Here is a 17,116-nt window from a genome sequence, read left to right as displayed (position 1 = left end):
TCAGTAGCGGTCCTGCGTCCATTTTCCCTTGTCCTGCATCAGTCCTATGTCCTATTTCCTATGTCCTAAGTCCAATCTTGTATCCTGTTTCCTGAGTCTCATGTTTTGCCACAATTTGGACGATTGCAATTTGCGTTTTACCTTTGTGAATGAACGTTCATTCATTATGAAAACGAACCAAAAAGAACATATCGCAGATGTTGCCCTGCAGCTGTTTGCAGCCAATGGTTACGACAAAACTTCCATCGCAATGATCGCCAAAAAGGCAGATGTTGCGCAGGGTTTGATGTATAATTTCTATTCGTCGAAAGACGATCTTCTGATTGAAATTCTCAATCGGGGATTTGAAGTTATCAGGTTGTCGATGGAAGCTTACACAAATGAAAAGGATCCCAAAAAAGCTATTTCAAAACATATTGATTCAACTTTTGATCTGGTGGAGGAGAACAAAGAGTATTGGAAATTGTTTCACTCCATACGCATGCAGAATACGGTAAAACAATTTCTGGAGGAAACTTATCATACGAGTTTACAGCTTATTCTAACAACACTTACTCAAAATTTCAAAAAAATGAAATATCCCAGTCCTGCAGTGGAGGCAAAAATATTTTTCGCAACCATTGATGGTTTAGTTAATCATTACCTGATGAACGAGGAGGAATTTCCTCTCAAAAAAATTAAAAAACATCTTATACAAAAATATACCATATGAATATTGATTGGATAGATACTAAAGAATATCCCTTCGCACATAAATACTTTGAAGTGAATGGAGCGAAAATGCATTATATTGATGAAGGGATTGGAGAAATACTTTTATTTGTGCATGGCACTCCTTCATGGAGTTTTGAATTTCGAAATGCCATAAAAATTTTATCGAAAAATTTTCGGTGTATTGCTGCAGATCATATCGGTTTTGGACTCAGTGATAAACCATCCGCATATGATTACAGCGCACAAAACCACTCTGCAACACTCGGTAAATTTATAGACCATTTACAGATCACAAATTTTAACTTATTAGTGCACGATTTCGGCGGACCGATCGGATTGAATTATGCAGTGGAACATCCAGAAAAAATAAATAAACTTATCATTTTAAATACCTGGTGTAAAAGCATAAGTGCAGAACCGGAGTTTAAAAAAATGAAAGCAATTTTAGGTAGTCCGCTGTTGCCATTTTTATATAAACAATTCAATTTTTCTCCCAAATATATTTTACCTGCAGCCTATGGTGAAAGGTCGCGGTTAACTAAGGAAATTCACCAGCAATTTTTAAGACCATTTTCTAAACCGTCAGAAAGAAATGGAACGGTCGCCTTTGCAAAATCGCTTTTAAAGGATCAGGATTGGTTTGAAAGTATTTGGAATAAATTGGGTAACATTTCTTCAAAACCCACTTTATTAATTTGGGGGATGAAGGATCAGTTTATAACGGAGAAATATTTAATTGGTTTTGAAGAGAAATTTATTAATAATGTGGTAGTGCGTTATGAAGATGTGGGGCATTTTGTGTTGGAGGAGAAGAGCATGGTGGCTGCCGTGGAGATTGAGAGGTTTCTTGGATTGTAATATATAGAATTAATTCTCTCCACCCAACTGTGTCCCCTCAGAGTTACCCGAAGGGAACTGTGGATTCGGAGGAGGAATTAAACATGACAAATAAATACTTTATTTCTTGGATTGAAGAAAATTTTGCGAATACGTAACATGTAAACTTAGACTTCGCATCCACAGAGTTCGCTGCGCGTAACTCTGTGGGGACACGTCAGGTGTGGAGCTTCGAACCTGATGAGGCCCGTTTTTCTTCCGATTAATAATCTTATAATAAAATTTAGTAATTTCCATTTGTGTCCCCACAAGATACAGCAATGATACCGAGCTCCGACGTCACACCCTAAGTGGCGTTACTGTGGGGAAACTCTAAGGTTGGAAATCCTTTTAAATCAGCCAAATCAGCGTTATCTGTGTTCCCTTTTTAAATTCTGTGAGGCACAAAAAAAGAGTCAGTAATTAAACCAACTCTTTTTTAATAGTATTGTAAAACATTATTTAGTCAACATTATCATGCAAAAAAGAATTATTCTTTTTTAATTCCGGGCCATTTTCGCCGTCTACGATATTGTATTTGGAAACGTTGATCTCTCTTGCATCGGGAGTTTCTTCCAGTTCGACATTGCGGCGTAAATAGGCAGGAACTTTTTCTAATTCTTCCAAATTATTATTGCCTAATTTCATGCTCATGCTTTTGAGGCGATTGATCCTGTCGTTGCTCTGATTATTTACCAAACCCATTTTATCTTCGTTAGTGATAAAAGATTTAGGTTCCGGTTTTTGTTCTACCGGTTTTATTTCCTGTTTATTAATTACAGGTTCAATAAACGGTTCACGGGTTTCTTTTTTTATTTCGAAAAATGGTTCTTCCTTAATTACAGGAGTTTCTATTTTTTCTTCCGGAATTTCAGATATAACCTCTTCAATTTTAATTTCCGCAACTATTTCATTTGTGTTCTGTTCCTCATTTATAGTAAGAAATTCTTTTTCTTCCGCAACAATTTCCGTGATCGGCTCTTCCTTGGTAATAATTGGTTCCTGCTCGTTAACAAGTTCTTCTATTTCTTCCTCCACCTTTAAATCCGGAACACCATACATATCAAAATCGAAACTGAACTGACGGGGATTAGTATCCTCTTCCTTTTTTATTTTTTTTTCTTCCGGTTTATTATCGCTTTTTAAATGAATGGAATATTCTTCCTTTTCCTTAACTTCAACATCTTCTTCTTTTTCGTGTATTTTGGGTTCAAGCATTTTATTTAATAAAGCATTGGTGTCGATATGCGTTATTTTATAAGTGCTTTCTTTTACCCTGCGACTGCGTTCTTCAATGGTCTCAAATCCTGTTGCGATAACGGTCACCATTAATTTATCACCAAGTGTTTCGTCGGTGCAATTTCCCCAGATAATATCACAATCATTACCAGCTGCTTCCTGAACAAAATCGGTGATCTCTGCAATTTCATCCATCAATACCGGTTTAACTCCGGAAGAAATGTTTAATAAAATATTTCTTGCTCCGCGAATATCATTATCATTTAATAATGGCGATTCCAATGCATCTTTCACAGCATTAATAGCACGATCATCACCATCAGAACTTCCTGAACCCATTATTGCCAATCCGCTATCGCGTAATACTGTTTTTACATCTTCAAAATCGACATTCACATAACCCGGAACAGTAATAATTTCTGCAATTCCTTTTGCTGCGGTTGTTAATATATCATCTGCTTTTGCAAAGGCATCATTCCACGCAAGATTGCCGAACATGTCGCGCAATTTATCATTGGATACAATTAAAATTGCATCAACAAAATGTTTTAATGTTTCGAGACCTTCATGTGCCTGCGATTTTCTTCTTTTTCCTTCAAATCCGAAAGGAACTGTAACAATTCCAATGGTAAGAATTCCCATTTCCTTTGCAAGTTTTGCAATAACAGGTGCACCACCGGTTCCGGTTCCACCGCCCATTCCAGCAGTTATAAAAACCATCTCGGTATTTTTTTCAAGTAAGGCTTTTATTTCCTGCAGACTTTCCATCGTGGCCTGTTGGCCAACACTCGGATGAGAACCCGCTCCCCTGCCTTTTGTAAGACTTGGTCCCAATTGAATTTTATTTGGAACAGGACTCATTTCCAAAGCCTGGTGGTCGGTATTACAGATCACAAAGTTTACATCCTTAATTCCCTGCATGAACATGTGGTTTACAGCATTAGAGCCGCCACCGCCTACACCGATTACTTTTATTATGGATGATTGTTCTTTCGGTACGTCGAAGTACATTGCTTTTTAATTTAATAGTTTAATAATTTGTTAATTTGGTAATTGATTTCCCCGATGATAATTTTATTATGACCGGGGACTTTTATTACCCGTTGATGATTTTGATATTTTCAATTTGGTAATTGTCAATTTGGTAATTGATTGCTCCGGATGATACTTCTTCTATTACCGGAGAATTTATTTTCCTATTAACATTTATCCATTTATTTGTTTGTTTTAGCAGTTTTGGCAGAGGCGGAAAAAATTTTTGTTAAGTGAGTTGCTTCAATTAACAGGAACTCTATTTTTTCTTTTCTCACAATTCCACTTTCAATAAGTAGTTCAATCCAAAATTGACTTTCATCTGATTCTTCTTCTACAATTTTAATTTTAGAAATAAACTCAGCTTTGGATCTGCTTCTGCAGGCTGCTCTATAATTAGCAGCAACGGAAGTTGCAGATCTGATCAATTGGTTTTGAATTATTCTCAAACTTTTTGAATCACTACTTATCGAATCAAAGAACTTAATGATATTAATTGCAAACTGCTTAGTTCGCAACTTCAACTCTTCAGCATTCATATTTCGTTTTTAAGGGTTAAGGGAAAACAATATGATTTTCAGTATATTTTTCTTTCAATTCTACATAATCTTTAATACTTTATGGTGATATAAATTTTTCAATGTTAAATCAATCTTAAGGGTGTCTAGCAATTACCAAATTGACAATTACCAGATTACCAAATCATTTAAAGTCTGAAACATCATCTTCTTCGAACCATTTTTTAGTATTCGAAAGCATACTTTTCAGCCATCCTGGTTTTGCATTTTTGCGATCTTGTTGAGTGGATTCATTTTCTTCTTCACGCATTTCATTTTCCACCGCAACATCAACTGAATTATTTTGCAAAATATTATTGTTCATCACATTCTCCGGAACAACATTTTTAACTTCCTGTTTTGGATTTACATTTTCCGTTGTCGGTTCAAAATTTCTGAAATTTCTATCATCACAACCTTTCAAAATTAAACCTACAGCAGTGGCATACATCGGATGACGAATATCTTCCACTTTTGATTTTGAAATATGTTCTGTGGGATATCCTACGCGTGCATCCATTCCGGTGATATAGGATGCCAGTTGCACTAAATGTTTTAATTGTGCTCCACCGCCTGTTATTACAATTCCGCCGATCAATTTTTTGTGATGGCCGGATAATTTAATTTCGTAATAAACGTGTTCCAAAATTTCTTCCATTCTCGCTTGAATTATTCTAGCGAGATTTTCTACTTTTATTTCTTTTGGTTCACGTCCTTTTAATCCTGTAATAGAAATAATTTCATTATCCTCTGTTTCCGTAGCTAGTGCGGAACCGAATTTAATTTTTAATATTTCTGCCTGATTTTTCATGATCATACAACCTTCCTTAATATCTTCGGTGATAATATTTCCACCCAAAGGAATAACTGCAGTATGTCTGATAATTCCATCCTGAAAAATTGCGATATCTGTTGTTCCACCACCAATATCCACTAAAGCAACACCCGCTTCCTTTTCCTCTTCACTTAAAACTGATTCAGATGATGCCAATGGTTCGAGCACGAGATCAATAACTTTTAATCCGGCTTTTTCCACACATTTAAAAATATTTTTTGCCGCGGCAATTTGTCCGGTGATAATATGGAAATTGGCTTCGAGGCGCACACCACTCATGCCGATAGGATCTTTAATTCCCTGTTCGCCATCAACAATAAATTCTTGTGGTAAAACGTGAATGATGCGATCGCCCGGAGGAAGTACCAATTTATGCATATTGAGTACCATCTGATCGATATCATCCATTGAAATCTCATTTTCCGCATCGTTACGAGTGAAAATGTCGCGATGTTGCAAACTTTTAATATGTTGACCGGCAATTCCGACATATACATCGTGAATTTCAACGCCACTTTTTTCCTGTGCTTCCTGAACTGCAAGTTTTATTGCTTCAACGGTTTTGTCAATATTGGCAACAACTCCGCGCATTACTCCAAAAGAATCGGCTTTTCCCATTCCGAGAATCTGGATCTTTCCATTATCTGTCATTTGTCCTACGATAACACAAATTTTTGTTGTGCCGATATCGAGACCTGTAATAATTCGATTACTGTTGTTCATAGTTGCATTTTTTTATCACAAACAACCTGACCCTTATAGTCAAGTTTAATAGTTTCATATTTTTCCCAACCCATATAATTCAATCCCTCTTTATAAAATATTTCGAGTTTATTGAATTTTTCCTGCATCTCATTAATTCCTCCAAACTCAATTTTATGATCGCCCAACTTCGGAATTAAAATAAACTCGCCGTTATCAGCGACGAAGATCTGTTCGATCTGGGCATTCCAGAAAGTATTTGCATGAATAAAACGCGATAATTCCAACACGTTTTTAAGCACCTGAGTTTCTATCATGTTTGAGTTATAAGTGCCTTCTTTAATGTTTCCGGTAACAACAGGAACACGACTCGTAAATTTAGTGCTGATAGGCATCTTATTTCCTTTTTCAGTGATATAATAATTCACACCACTGCTGTTAATAACTCGTGCAAGTGGTTGTTTCTGTACAATATTGATATGTAATTCACCATTTGCATCCAACCAACTTTCTGCATCCTGCACAAAATCATTTTCTTCGATTACTTTTTCTATTCGTCCAACTGCTATATTTTTAATTCTGTCGCCTTTAACGGAATCGCCAAATGAGTTAATTAAAAGCGATTTTATGTCAGATGCATCCAGAAAAAAGATATTCTTATCGTGATCGATCAAAATATCTACCTTTCCACACACAACAGCTTCCTGTTTTTTAGAATTAAAAGAGGTTAACAATACCAATCCTGTAACACATGTAAGTATCAACAGAAAACCAAAAACGCGAAATATTTTCTTTTTCATGCTCATGATCTGGTATTTATGATTTCAGCAATAGGTTTTATCATTTTATCAATGTCGCCTGCACCAATGGTACAAAGGATCTCAAACTCGTTTTCGTTAATATGATGTAAAAGTTCCTCTTTGTTTAAAATTCGTTTTCGGGGATTTTTTATTCTGCTTAAAATAATATCAGAAGTTACCCCTTCAATAGGTTCTTCTCTTGCAGGATAAATTGGCATTAAAATGATCTCATCCGCAAGATCAAGACTTGCGGCAAATCCATCGGCAAGATCTCGTGTTCTTGTAAAGAGATGAGGCTGAAAAATTGCAGTGATCTTTTTATCCTTGTAAATTGCACGCAGACTCAGCAAAAACATTCTTATTTCTTCCGGGTGATGAGCATAATCGTCGATATAAACAGTTTTATTATTGGAGGCAACTAATTCAAAGCGACGATATATTCCCTGGAAAGTATTCAGTGACTCAGAAATGTTTTCATTGGTAATTCCCAATTGCAATGCAACAGCAACGGCTGCAACTGAATTTTCAATATTATGAATTCCGGGATATTTAAGTGTATAACGAATTCCGTTGCTCAATTCCACTTCACTTCCGGTTAATGTTATTTTATAATTGGAAACCCAAAGATCTGCCTCCTTATTTTCCAGAGCATATTGGGTGACATGTTGCTCTAAAAATGGAATGATCGGCAATCCGGCCTTAATTATAATTTCGCCTCCTATTTCTGTTTTATTCGCAAATTCGATGAATGCCTTTTCCACTTCAGCCTGTGTTCCGTAAATTTCGAGATGGTCGGAATCCACGGCAGTTACCACGGTAATATTCGGAAATAATCGCATGAAGGACCTATCGTATTCATCAGCTTCAGCAACCATTACATCATTTTCGCCGTGTACAAAATTTGAATTGAAGTTGGAACAAATTCCTCCCAAAAAAGCAGTGCAATCGTAACCCGAATTTTTTAAGATCCAGGTAATCATACCGGAAACGGTTGTCTTACCATGTGAACCGCTTACTGCAATAGTAAATTTATCGCGACTCAACATTCCCAACACTTCGGAACGTTTATATAAAGGGTAATTATTGGAGATGATATAATTTAATTCTTTGTGATTTTTAGGAATAGCCGGAGTATAAATAACCAGTTCAGCATCCTTATCAATTAATTCAATATTATCTTCAAAATGTATTAAAATTCCTTCCTTTTGCAATTGATCCGTAAGATTGGTGGGAGTGCGATCGTAACCGGAAACTTTTGCTCCCTGCAAATTAAAATAACGTGCAAGTGCGCTCATACCGATGCCTCCGATACCTACGAAATACACATTTTTAATTTTATCCAATTGCATTATTCTAAATAATTAATTTTTACTCATCATTTTAAAAACCTCTTCCACAATTCTTTCCGCTGCATCTGGAATTGCAAATCCCTTAATATTTTCTGATAAAGTTTTTCTTTTTGTTTCGTTATTCAACAAATTTATTGCCGCTATAACCAATTCATTTTGTGCAGCTTTATCGCTGATATGAATTGCAGCCTCTCCACGAACAAGTGCCATTGCATTTTTGGTCTGATGATCTTCCGCGGCAGATGGAAATGGAACCAGAATAACAGGTTTACCAACAAGACATAATTCAGAAATTGCTATTGCTCCGGCTCTGGAAACAATTACATCGGCAGCAGCATAAGCATGATCTATATTGGTTATAAAATCAAAAACTTTTATATTGTCGTAACCTTTCGCTGTCGACTTACATTCGTCAAATAATAAGGAACCTGTTTGCCACAAAACCTGAATATTTGCATCTCGCAATTTATCCAGTCCTGCCTTCACACAATTATTTAATGTTCTGGAACCTAAACTTCCTCCTACCACTAATAATATTTTACTATCCAGATCGAGGTCAAAATCTTTGCGTGCTTTTTCCGGTTTAACGTTGCATAAAATAATACTTTGGCGGACAGGATTTCCGGTTTTAACTACTTTTTCACCGGGAAAATATTTATCCATTCCGTCGTATGCCACACAAACCTTTTTTGCTTTACGCGATAAAATTTTATTTGTAACCCCGGGATATGAATTTTGTTCCTGTATTAAAGCCGGAACTCCATTTCTTATTGCTGCATTTAATGCAGGTCCGCTTGCAAAACCACCGGTTCCAACAGCTACATCAGGTTTAAATTTTCTTACAATTGCACCTGATCTGAAATAACTTGATATTAATTTAAATGGAAAACTAAAATTGCGCATATCCAATCCGCGGTGAAATCCACTTATCCATAAACCTTCAATTTTATATCCCGCCTTTGGAACCTTTTCCATTTCCATTTTATTTTCCGCACCAACAAATAAAATATCAGCATCAGGTTCTCTCCTCCTGATCTCGTTGGCAATAGCAATTGCAGGAAAAATATGTCCCCCTGTTCCACCGCCGCTGATTAATATTTTTATTGGTTGCTTCATATTTTAATTAGTTGTTTTGCCACGACGCTTTTCAAGGACGTAGGACATATGACATAGGACATAGGACAACACAACTACATCACGTATTACAATTCATTCCCCTTCCAAAATAACATCCTCTTCCTCCTCTGCCTTCGCCGAATCTTTTTCTTCTTTTACTTCTATTTCGCGACTTACACTTAATATAATTCCTATACTTAAACTGGTAAACCAGAGTGATGTTCCACCCATGCTTACCAATGGTAATGTTAATCCTGTAGTTGGCACCAAGTGCACTGCTACCGCCATGTTTGCGAAGGCTTGAATTGTTAAACACAATCCTAAACCTACGGCTAGTAAGGCACCAAAACTGCTCGGTGCTTTTATCACTATTTTAATGCAGCGATATAATAAAACGAGATATAAAAAGATAAATATAACAGCACCAAATAATCCGTATTCTTCAATAATAGTTGCAAAAATAAAATCGGCATAAGGGTAAGGTAATATATCTTTTTGTGTGGAATTTCCGGGACCAACACCTAAAATTCCACCCTGCGCAATTGCAATTTTTGCCTGTTCCACCTGAAATTCTTCATCGCCGTCTCCACCATTTATAAAACTTTCCACCCGCGTATTCCATGTTCCTAAACGACCAACATCCGGTAATAAATAAGAAAGCCCAATCACAATTCCCAATAAAACAATTCCTGCTCCAATAGTGAGCATGATATATTTAAAATTTACGCGACCAACGAACATTAAAACGATACAAGTAAAAAATAATACACTTGCCGTAGATAAATTTTCCGGTAATATCAATGCACAAATTATTGCAATAGGTAATATCACCGGAACAAATGCTTCTTTAAAAGAATCTACTTTATCCTGTGTTTTAGATAATATCCTTGCGGTATACATGATCAGTGCAAACCGCGCAAGGTCGGAGGTTTGGAAGGTAAGGTTTATTACGGGTAATGTTATCCAGCGTGAAGCATCATTTACTTCCGGTGCAAGAAACATGGTATATAATAAAGCCGGAACCGAGATCCATAATAATATCTGTGCAATGCGACTATAATATTTAAAAGGAATTAAATGACTTAAATACATCAGAAAAATTCCGAATATTAATATTGTAGTGTGTTTAATAAGATAATACTCTGTATTACCGCCGGCAGATTTATATGCAAGTGTTTCCGTGGAACTATATACAGCGAGTATAGAGAAAACCGAAAGTACAAAAACAACCAACCAAATATAGCGGTCGCCTTTTACTTTACTTAACATATATGTTACCGGTTGACTCATTAATTCTTATTTGAAATTTTTATTTATAATTCTTTCACTCTTGCTTTAAATTGTCTGCCTCTGTCCTCAAAATTTTCGAACAGATCGAAGGATGCACATGCAGGAGATAATAAAACAACATCTCCATTATTGCCAAGACGATAAGCCATTTCAACACAGTCTTTCATACTTTCCGTATTTACTAAAATATCAACCAGTTTACCGAAAGCTTCGTGAATTTTAGTATTATCTGCCCCGAGACAAACAATTGCTTTTACTTTTTTTCTCACAAGATCTGTTATATGAGAATAATCATTGCCCTTATCAATTCCGCCAACTATCCAGATAACTGGATTGTTCTGACTTTCCAATGCGAACCATGTGCTGTTGACATTTGTTGCTTTGGAATCGTTGACAAAAGAAATGCCGTGCACTTTTGCGACAAATTCGAGGCGATGTTCGAGGCCTTGAAAATCCATCAGACTTTCGCGAATTGTTTCGTTCTTAATGTCCAATGCCTTCCCTGTAATGGCCGCTGCCATTGAGTTGTATTGGTTGTGTTTACCCTGTAGCGCTAATTCGTTGATGGTCATGTTAAATTGGTTTTGGTTGAGTTGAATATTTAGAGTGTCACCGGAAATCCATCCTCCTTCTCCTGAACGGTCATTCAGTGTGAAAGAAATTGCGGATAACGATGTGATCGTTTTATGATAATTTGGTTTTATTAATTCCTGTTCAATTACCGCATCATCTGCATTGTAAATAAAATAATCGCCGGCTCCCTGATTTTTTACTATCCGGAATTTTGATGCGATATAATTTTCAAACTGATAATTATAACTATCCAGATGATCAGGTGTAATATTTAAAAGAACAGAAATAAAAGGTTTAAATGTTACGGAATCATCCAATTGAAAATTGCTGATCTCCAATACATAATATTCATGATCGCCGTTTGCAATTAATTCGGCGAAACTCTTACCGATGTTTCCGCCCATGGCAACATTCATTCCTGCCTTCTGCAATAAATGATAAGTTAGTGCTGTGCATGTTGATTTTCCATTACTTCCGGTAATTGCAATTACTTTTCCGGAACAATATCTCCACGCAAATTCAATTTCACCAACTACGGGAATATTGTGTTCCCGCACTTTTTTCATCACTTCGTATTTTTCCTGTATTCCCGGGCTTTTAATTATTTCATCCGCAGCAAATATTTTTTCGTAAGTGTGTGTTCCTTCTTCAAATTCAATATTTTCTGCTAACAATTTATCCTTATAAACATTTTTAATTACACCCTTGTCACTCACGAACACGTCGAATCCCTTGCGTTTAGCAAGTATCGCCGCGCCTGTGCCGCTTTCGCCGGAACCTAATATGACAATGCGTTTCGTCATTTATCTCACTTTGAGTGTTACTATGGAAATAATTGCTAATAATATCGTGATGATCCAAAAACGTGTTACGATCTTTGTTTCAAACATTCCTTTTTTCTGATAATGATGATGTAAAGGGCTCATTAGAAAAACTCTTCTACCTGTGCCGTATTTTCTTCTGGTATATTTAAAATAAAATACCTGTATCATCACACTTAAATTTTCCACCAGAAATATTCCGCATAACACAGGAATTAATAATTCTTTTCTGGTCGCAATTGCGAGTGATGCTATAATTCCACCGATAGTTAAACTACCGGTATCACCCATAAATACCTGTGCGGGAAATGCGTTATACCATAAAAATCCGATACAAGCTCCAATTAATGCTGCACTGAATACAACCAATTCTCCCGATTCGGGGATATACATAATATTCAGATAATCGCTGAGAATAGCGTTACCGGCTATATAGGCAAAAATGGTAAGTGTTAAAACAATTATGGTTGATGTTCCCGCGGCTAAACCGTCTAATCCATCTGTGAGATTTGCTCCATTGGAAACTGCGGTAATTATTATTATAATGATAAGAATAAATACCACAGGAAATAACCAAACCTTCGTGCTGTCATCGGCCCAACTCACCAACCATTCATAATCGAATTCATTATTTTTTACGAGCGGAATTGTTGATTTTGTAGAACGTGTATCGTGACTTAAAAATCTTTCACCGTCCTTATCCATAATTCCATCTCCTTCCAAACGCACATCATTAGAAGGATATGTTTCTATAGGTCTTCCAACAGCGTGACCATTTTCCACTTCATATACATAAATATGATCGTAGTCGCGCAATTTAATATCATCAGAAAAATAAAGAACTAATCCAACTATGGTTCCTAATCCCACCTGCCCCATTAATTTGAATTTCGCACGAAGTCCTTCCTTATTTTTTCTGAAAACTTTAATATAATCATCCAAGAATCCAATTAATCCCATCCAAACAGTAACTATCAACATGAGAATTACATATATATTTTTCAGATCTGCCAATAATAAAACGGGAATTAATAAAGCAGCGATAATGATGAGGCCTCCCATGGTAGGAGTACCTTTTTTACTCAACTGACCTTCCAGACCGAGATCGCGAACAGATTCACCTATTTGTTGTTTTTGTAAATATTTAATGATCCATTTACCAATTATGATAGATATGATAAGCGACAATAAAACCGCCATTCCCGCGCGAAAAGATAAATACTGAAACATCCCCGCACCCGGAAAATCATATTGTTCATCCAACCAATTAAATAAATAATATAACATTATCTCGAAAGGGTTTTAAAGGTTTCCGAAAGCACTTTTTTATCGTCGAAGGGATATTTTACTCCTTTAATTTCCTGATATTTTTCGTGGCCCTTTCCTGCAACACAAATAACATCACCGCGCTTTGCCAACATCACCGCTGTTTTAATTGCTTCTTTTCTATCCAGTATCGAAAGTGATTTTTTGCGCAGATCACCTTCAATTCCAGCTTCCATTTCCTGAATAATTATTTCAGGATGTTCGCTCCGCGGATTATCGGAAGTAAGAATAATTTTATCACTCAGCGTTGCAGCAACTTTAGCCATTAAAGGTCTTTTTGTTTTATCGCGATCGCCACCGCAACCCACTACAGTTAATAATTGTTGCTCATTTTTTAACATGGATCGAACGGTTGATAATAATTTTTCCACTGCATCGGGAGTATGTGCGTAATCAATTACTCCGGTAATAGCATCAGCCGAAGAATAGATCACATCAAATCTTCCTTCCACCGCAGTTTGTTTGCTAAGCGCTGAAAGCACTTCATTTTTATCAAAACCTAAAAGGCGACCGATTGCGTAAACAGTTAATAAATTCCATGCATTAAATTCACCTAAAAGTTGTGAATGAAATTCGCTTCCATCTATATTTAATACTAATCCTGAGATAACATTCTCTTTAATTCTTGCTGTATAATCTGCGGAACCTTTAACGGAAAAAGTATATTTAACAGCTTTGCAATTCTGCACCATCACCCCGGCATTTTTATCATCTGCATTTACCAAAGCAAAAGCATTTTTATCCAGCGCGTCGAAAAACATTTTCTTCGCTGCAATATATTTATCAAAAGTTTTGTGATAATCGAGATGATCGTGAGTGATATTTGTAAAAGCCGCACCGACAAATTTTAATCCTGCGATACGTTTTTGATGCGCTGCGTGCGAACTCACTTCCATAAATACATAATCGCAACCCGCTTCCACCATTTGCGACAATAAATTATTTAATTGGACAGGATCTGGTGTTGTATGTGTGGAAGGAATTATGGTATCCTGAATTTTATTTTCCACTGTGCTTATCAAACCCACTTTAAATCCCAGATCCTTTATTAAATTATAACATAAGGTTGCAACGGATGTTTTTCCATTAGTACCTGTAATACCAATTAATTTTAAATGCTCTGTTGGAGAATCATAAAATTTATGCGCAATTTTTCCCAAGGCATCTGAAGCATCGGCAACAACAAATATTAATTCTGCATCTTCATGGTCAATGGTATGTTCTGCAATAATTGCAACTGCTCCAAGTTCAAAAGCTTTAGGAATAAAATCGTGACCATCCACCGCAGTTCCTTTTACTGCAACAAATACAAAACCGGGTTTTACGTTTCTACTATCCGCAGTAATTCCGCTTACAGAAATGGCATTCAAATTCTGTCCACCGGAGTTTGTGAATTTAACAACAGATAATATTTCGTTTAATTTTTTCAATTCAATTGTATGCTTACAAAAGTTCCTTTATTAATTGCTTGTCCCGCTTCTACACTTTGAGAAGTAACCTTACCACTTCCACTCACACCCACTTTTAATCCGTTGGATTCCAATAAATACATTGCATCACGTAAACCCATTCCTTTTACATTTGGCATGGTATATTGGTATGTTTTAATTAATTCGTGTGTGGAAGATTTTCCGTTTGTATTAATAGCTATCCATTCTTCATTATCATCAAATGTTTCATTTACATTCAGCCATTTTAATATTTGTCGGAAATCGTATGCATTTCCTTTTGCGGATGCAGTAACACCAACAAAAGAAGTATCCGCCATATTTACGGGTTCGCGCATATTAATAAAATGCGAATACACTTTATCAGAAATTTCTCTGAAAACCGGAGCAGAAACATATCCCCCGTAATACACAGGGCTATTTGGATCACTTATGATAACCACAATAGAATATTTCGGATTTTCATATGGAAAATAACCGGCGAAACTTGCAAGGTGATTATGACCATACACGCCGTTTTCTACTAATTGCGCAGTTCCTGTTTTTCCTGCAAACTGGTAATATTCATTTTTTAAATGTTTAGCAGTTCCGCTATCCACTACTGCAAGCATACATTCCTGCAATTGATCAACCGTACTTTTTGAACACAATTTTTCATTTAAAACAATGGGTTCAAATTCCTGAATTGTAGCTCCATATTGCTGAGTTTCCTGCACCAAATAGGGTTTCATCATTTTACCATCATTTGCAATTCCATTATAAAATGTAAGTAATTGTAATGGCGTAACTGTTAATTCATATCCAACACTCATCCATGGAATGGTAGTTTTATACCACAATTCTTTATCCTTTGGATCTTTTTTAAAATAAGGTTTTGGTTCACCACTAATTTCAATTCCGGTTTTATTTGCTATGCCAGATTGAATTAAATGATCGATATATTTTTGTGGTTCCTTTTGATAATAATCATAAGCCAATCGTGAAATTCCTACATTGGAAGAAAGTGCAAATGCAGTTTCCACTGTTACATTTCTTCTGCTATGTGGTTCACTGTCGCGCATTGTTCTATCGGCAAATAAATAGGTGCCCTGATTAAGATCCACATGATCAGTTATAGATAATCCATCTTCCAACAAACACATTAAGGAAAATAATTTCCATGTGGAACCTGGTTCTACTTTAGTTGAAATTGCATAATTGTAATCCTCCTTATAAAAACCCGGAGCAGAGCGCGTTAAATTGGCGATCGCTTTAATTTTTCCAGTTTTCACTTCCATCACAATTGCAGTTCCCCATGCAGCATCATTTTTAACTAACGATCTGCGCAAAGCAGTTTCGGTAATATCCTGCATATTAATATCGAGTGTTGTTATAACATCCACACCATCCACAGGATCAACTTCATTTTTATCACTGATCGGCATCCAGCTGCCTCCTGCTATTTTACGCATCAAAGTATATCCTTCCTTACCGGTTAATAAGGTATCGTATGTTCCTTCCAAACCTATTTTTCTACCGTCTTTTACATAACCGATCGTTCTGTTTGCAAGACTGTTATATGGATATGCGCGATTTTCTATTTGTTCGGTAATTAATCCGCCGCGATTTTTTCCAAGACGATACAAAGCAAAATTTTCCAGTTTTTGTTTTTGAGGAAGTGTTGCTTTTTTATATATTTCGATATATCTTTTTTTCTGTTTGCGCGCTTGTGTAATTTTTTGTTTGTATTGGGCTGCAGTTTTATCGCGAAATAAATTTGCTAATTGAATGGATAAAGAATCTATATTCTTTTTAAAGTCGACATCATTTGGTGCTACCGGATCCATATATATTTTATAATATGGAAATGATGTTGCAAGAATATCGTGGTGTTCCGACATAATACTTCCGCGTTTCGGTTCTATTACTTGAGTGCGCACTCTGGCGCTGTCGGCCATTGCACGATAAGCATCTCCCTGCACAAATTGAATATTAATTATTTGCGCAGTAATACCCAACCCAAGCACGACAAATGCTGCAAGCGAGAGATACAATCTCCATAATATGTCTTTTTTAGTGTTGTCCACTTTTTGTTTTAATTGTATAAGGCGGATGTGATAATTCCTGCATATGTAATGTGTCTACCATTTTTGCAACGGTGCTTTGGCGACTGTGTTGCGTAAGCGAATCGCGTGTTGCATTATAGTAATATTGTTTTTCTAATAATTGCTGATTTACTGTTCTTATTTCTCTTTCCATTTCCACTCCTCTGTGATTATTCCAGATATAAAATATTCCGATCACCACAACAAATAAGAAATACGGTATGTTACTGATTAATTTTTCCAACCTGAAAAACGACACCTCGTCAAACGATTTCAGCATACCTGAAAGGTTTCGTTTTTGTTCGGTGGGTTGTTTTTTTTCGGTTGAATTCATTCGTTCATTTTTAATTCTTT

General features: G+C 36.1%; 14 protein-coding genes. 2 read left to right on the top strand and 12 right to left on the bottom strand.

What is annotated here, in order from left to right; genetic code table 11:
- Nucleotides 1–166 precede the first annotated feature (166 nt).
- Complete coding sequence (locus IPI31_08125) at nucleotides 167–712, top strand: TetR/AcrR family transcriptional regulator (protein MBK7567782.1); 546 nt, start codon at nucleotides 167–169, stop codon at nucleotides 710–712.
- Nucleotides 709–1,572, top strand: a complete 864-nt coding sequence (locus tag IPI31_08120; protein MBK7567781.1) for an alpha/beta fold hydrolase — start codon at nucleotides 709–711, stop codon at nucleotides 1,570–1,572. The genes IPI31_08125 and IPI31_08120 overlap by 4 nt, the downstream gene beginning before the upstream one ends.
- A gap of 480 nt (nucleotides 1,573–2,052) precedes the next feature.
- On the opposite strand, the gene ftsZ is transcribed toward IPI31_08120, so the two are convergent.
- The 12 genes from ftsZ to IPI31_08060 form a co-directional block, all read right to left on the bottom strand.
- Nucleotides 2,053–3,840: a cell division protein FtsZ gene (gene ftsZ / locus IPI31_08115; GenBank protein ID MBK7567780.1), complete on the bottom strand. Its 1,788-nt coding sequence runs from the start codon at nucleotides 3,838–3,840 to the stop codon at nucleotides 2,053–2,055.
- Nucleotides 3,841–4,043: 203 nt separating this feature from the next.
- Nucleotides 4,044–4,400, bottom strand: a complete 357-nt coding sequence (locus IPI31_08110; GenBank protein ID MBK7567779.1) for a four helix bundle protein — start codon at nucleotides 4,398–4,400, stop codon at nucleotides 4,044–4,046.
- A 163-nt stretch (nucleotides 4,401–4,563) separates the two neighbouring features.
- Entirely contained in the window at nucleotides 4,564–5,976 is a 1,413-nt protein-coding gene (ftsA, locus tag IPI31_08105) for a cell division protein FtsA (protein ID MBK7567778.1), read from the bottom strand.
- Nucleotides 5,973–6,755 carry a hypothetical protein gene (locus tag IPI31_08100; GenBank protein ID MBK7567777.1) on the bottom strand — a complete coding sequence of 261 codons (783 nt, stop codon included), beginning with the start codon at nucleotides 6,753–6,755 and terminating at the stop codon, nucleotides 5,973–5,975. The genes ftsA and IPI31_08100 overlap by 4 nt, the downstream gene beginning before the upstream one ends.
- 2 nt (nucleotides 6,756–6,757) lie before the next feature.
- Nucleotides 6,758–8,104: a UDP-N-acetylmuramate--L-alanine ligase gene (locus IPI31_08095; GenBank protein ID MBK7567776.1), complete on the bottom strand. Its 1,347-nt coding sequence runs from the start codon at nucleotides 8,102–8,104 to the stop codon at nucleotides 6,758–6,760.
- 12 nt (nucleotides 8,105–8,116) lie between these two features.
- The gene (murG, locus tag IPI31_08090; protein ID MBK7567775.1) at nucleotides 8,117–9,220 is read right to left on the bottom strand and encodes an undecaprenyldiphospho-muramoylpentapeptide beta-N-acetylglucosaminyltransferase; all 1,104 of its coding nucleotides are present in this window, start codon (nucleotides 9,218–9,220) and stop codon (nucleotides 8,117–8,119) included.
- 93 nt (nucleotides 9,221–9,313) lie between these two features.
- Entirely contained in the window at nucleotides 9,314–10,510 is a 1,197-nt protein-coding gene (locus tag IPI31_08085; protein ID MBK7567774.1) for an FtsW/RodA/SpoVE family cell cycle protein, read from the bottom strand.
- Between the two features lie 23 nt (nucleotides 10,511–10,533).
- On the bottom strand, nucleotides 10,534–11,886 hold the full coding sequence (gene murD, locus IPI31_08080) for a UDP-N-acetylmuramoyl-L-alanine--D-glutamate ligase (protein ID MBK7567773.1): 1,353 nt from the start codon (nucleotides 11,884–11,886) through the stop codon (nucleotides 10,534–10,536).
- On the bottom strand, nucleotides 11,887–13,191 hold the full coding sequence (locus IPI31_08075; GenBank protein ID MBK7567772.1) for a phospho-N-acetylmuramoyl-pentapeptide-transferase: 1,305 nt from the start codon (nucleotides 13,189–13,191) through the stop codon (nucleotides 11,887–11,889).
- Nucleotides 13,191–14,660: a UDP-N-acetylmuramoyl-L-alanyl-D-glutamate--2,6-diaminopimelate ligase gene (locus IPI31_08070; GenBank protein ID MBK7567771.1), complete on the bottom strand. Its 1,470-nt coding sequence runs from the start codon at nucleotides 14,658–14,660 to the stop codon at nucleotides 13,191–13,193. Before IPI31_08070 ends, IPI31_08075 begins: the two co-directional genes overlap by 1 nt.
- Nucleotides 14,657–16,744 carry a transpeptidase family protein gene (locus tag IPI31_08065; protein MBK7567770.1) on the bottom strand — a complete coding sequence of 696 codons (2,088 nt, stop codon included), beginning with the start codon at nucleotides 16,742–16,744 and terminating at the stop codon, nucleotides 14,657–14,659. The genes IPI31_08070 and IPI31_08065 overlap by 4 nt, the downstream gene beginning before the upstream one ends.
- A complete protein-coding gene (locus tag IPI31_08060; protein MBK7567769.1) occupies nucleotides 16,731–17,096 on the bottom strand; it encodes a hypothetical protein in 366 nt (121 codons plus the stop codon). Before IPI31_08060 ends, IPI31_08065 begins: the two co-directional genes overlap by 14 nt.
- Nucleotides 17,097–17,116: the final 20 nt, after the last annotated feature.

It is taken from the genome of Bacteroidota bacterium (assembly GCA_016706865.1).
Taxonomy (GTDB): Bacteria; Bacteroidota; Bacteroidia; order Chitinophagales; family BACL12; genus UBA7236.
Note: the sequence above shows the minus strand (reverse complement) of the source record. Positions and strands in the feature narration are given on the sequence as shown.

Coding starts and splice junctions, on each gene's coding strand:
- IPI31_08125 (MBK7567782.1), top strand. CDS start 167: ATGAAAACGAACCAAAAAGAACATATCGCAGATGTTGCCCTGCAGCTG.
- IPI31_08120 (MBK7567781.1), top strand. CDS start 709: ATGAATATTGATTGGATAGATACTAAAGAATATCCCTTCGCACATAAA.
- ftsZ (MBK7567780.1), bottom strand. CDS start 3,840: ATGTACTTCGACGTACCGAAAGAACAATCATCCATAATAAAAGTAATC.
- IPI31_08110 (MBK7567779.1), bottom strand. CDS start 4,400: ATGAATGCTGAAGAGTTGAAGTTGCGAACTAAGCAGTTTGCAATTAAT.
- ftsA (MBK7567778.1), bottom strand. CDS start 5,976: ATGAACAACAGTAATCGAATTATTACAGGTCTCGATATCGGCACAACA.
- IPI31_08100 (MBK7567777.1), bottom strand. CDS start 6,755: ATGAAAAAGAAAATATTTCGCGTTTTTGGTTTTCTGTTGATACTTACA.
- IPI31_08095 (MBK7567776.1), bottom strand. CDS start 8,104: ATGCAATTGGATAAAATTAAAAATGTGTATTTCGTAGGTATCGGAGGC.
- murG (MBK7567775.1), bottom strand. CDS start 9,220: ATGAAGCAACCAATAAAAATATTAATCAGCGGCGGTGGAACAGGGGGA.
- IPI31_08085 (MBK7567774.1), bottom strand. CDS start 10,510: ATGAGTCAACCGGTAACATATATGTTAAGTAAAGTAAAAGGCGACCGC.
- murD (MBK7567773.1), bottom strand. CDS start 11,886: ATGACGAAACGCATTGTCATATTAGGTTCCGGCGAAAGCGGCACAGGC.
- IPI31_08075 (MBK7567772.1), bottom strand. CDS start 13,191: ATGTTATATTATTTATTTAATTGGTTGGATGAACAATATGATTTTCCG.
- IPI31_08060 (MBK7567769.1), bottom strand. CDS start 17,096: ATGAATTCAACCGAAAAAAAACAACCCACCGAACAAAAACGAAACCTT.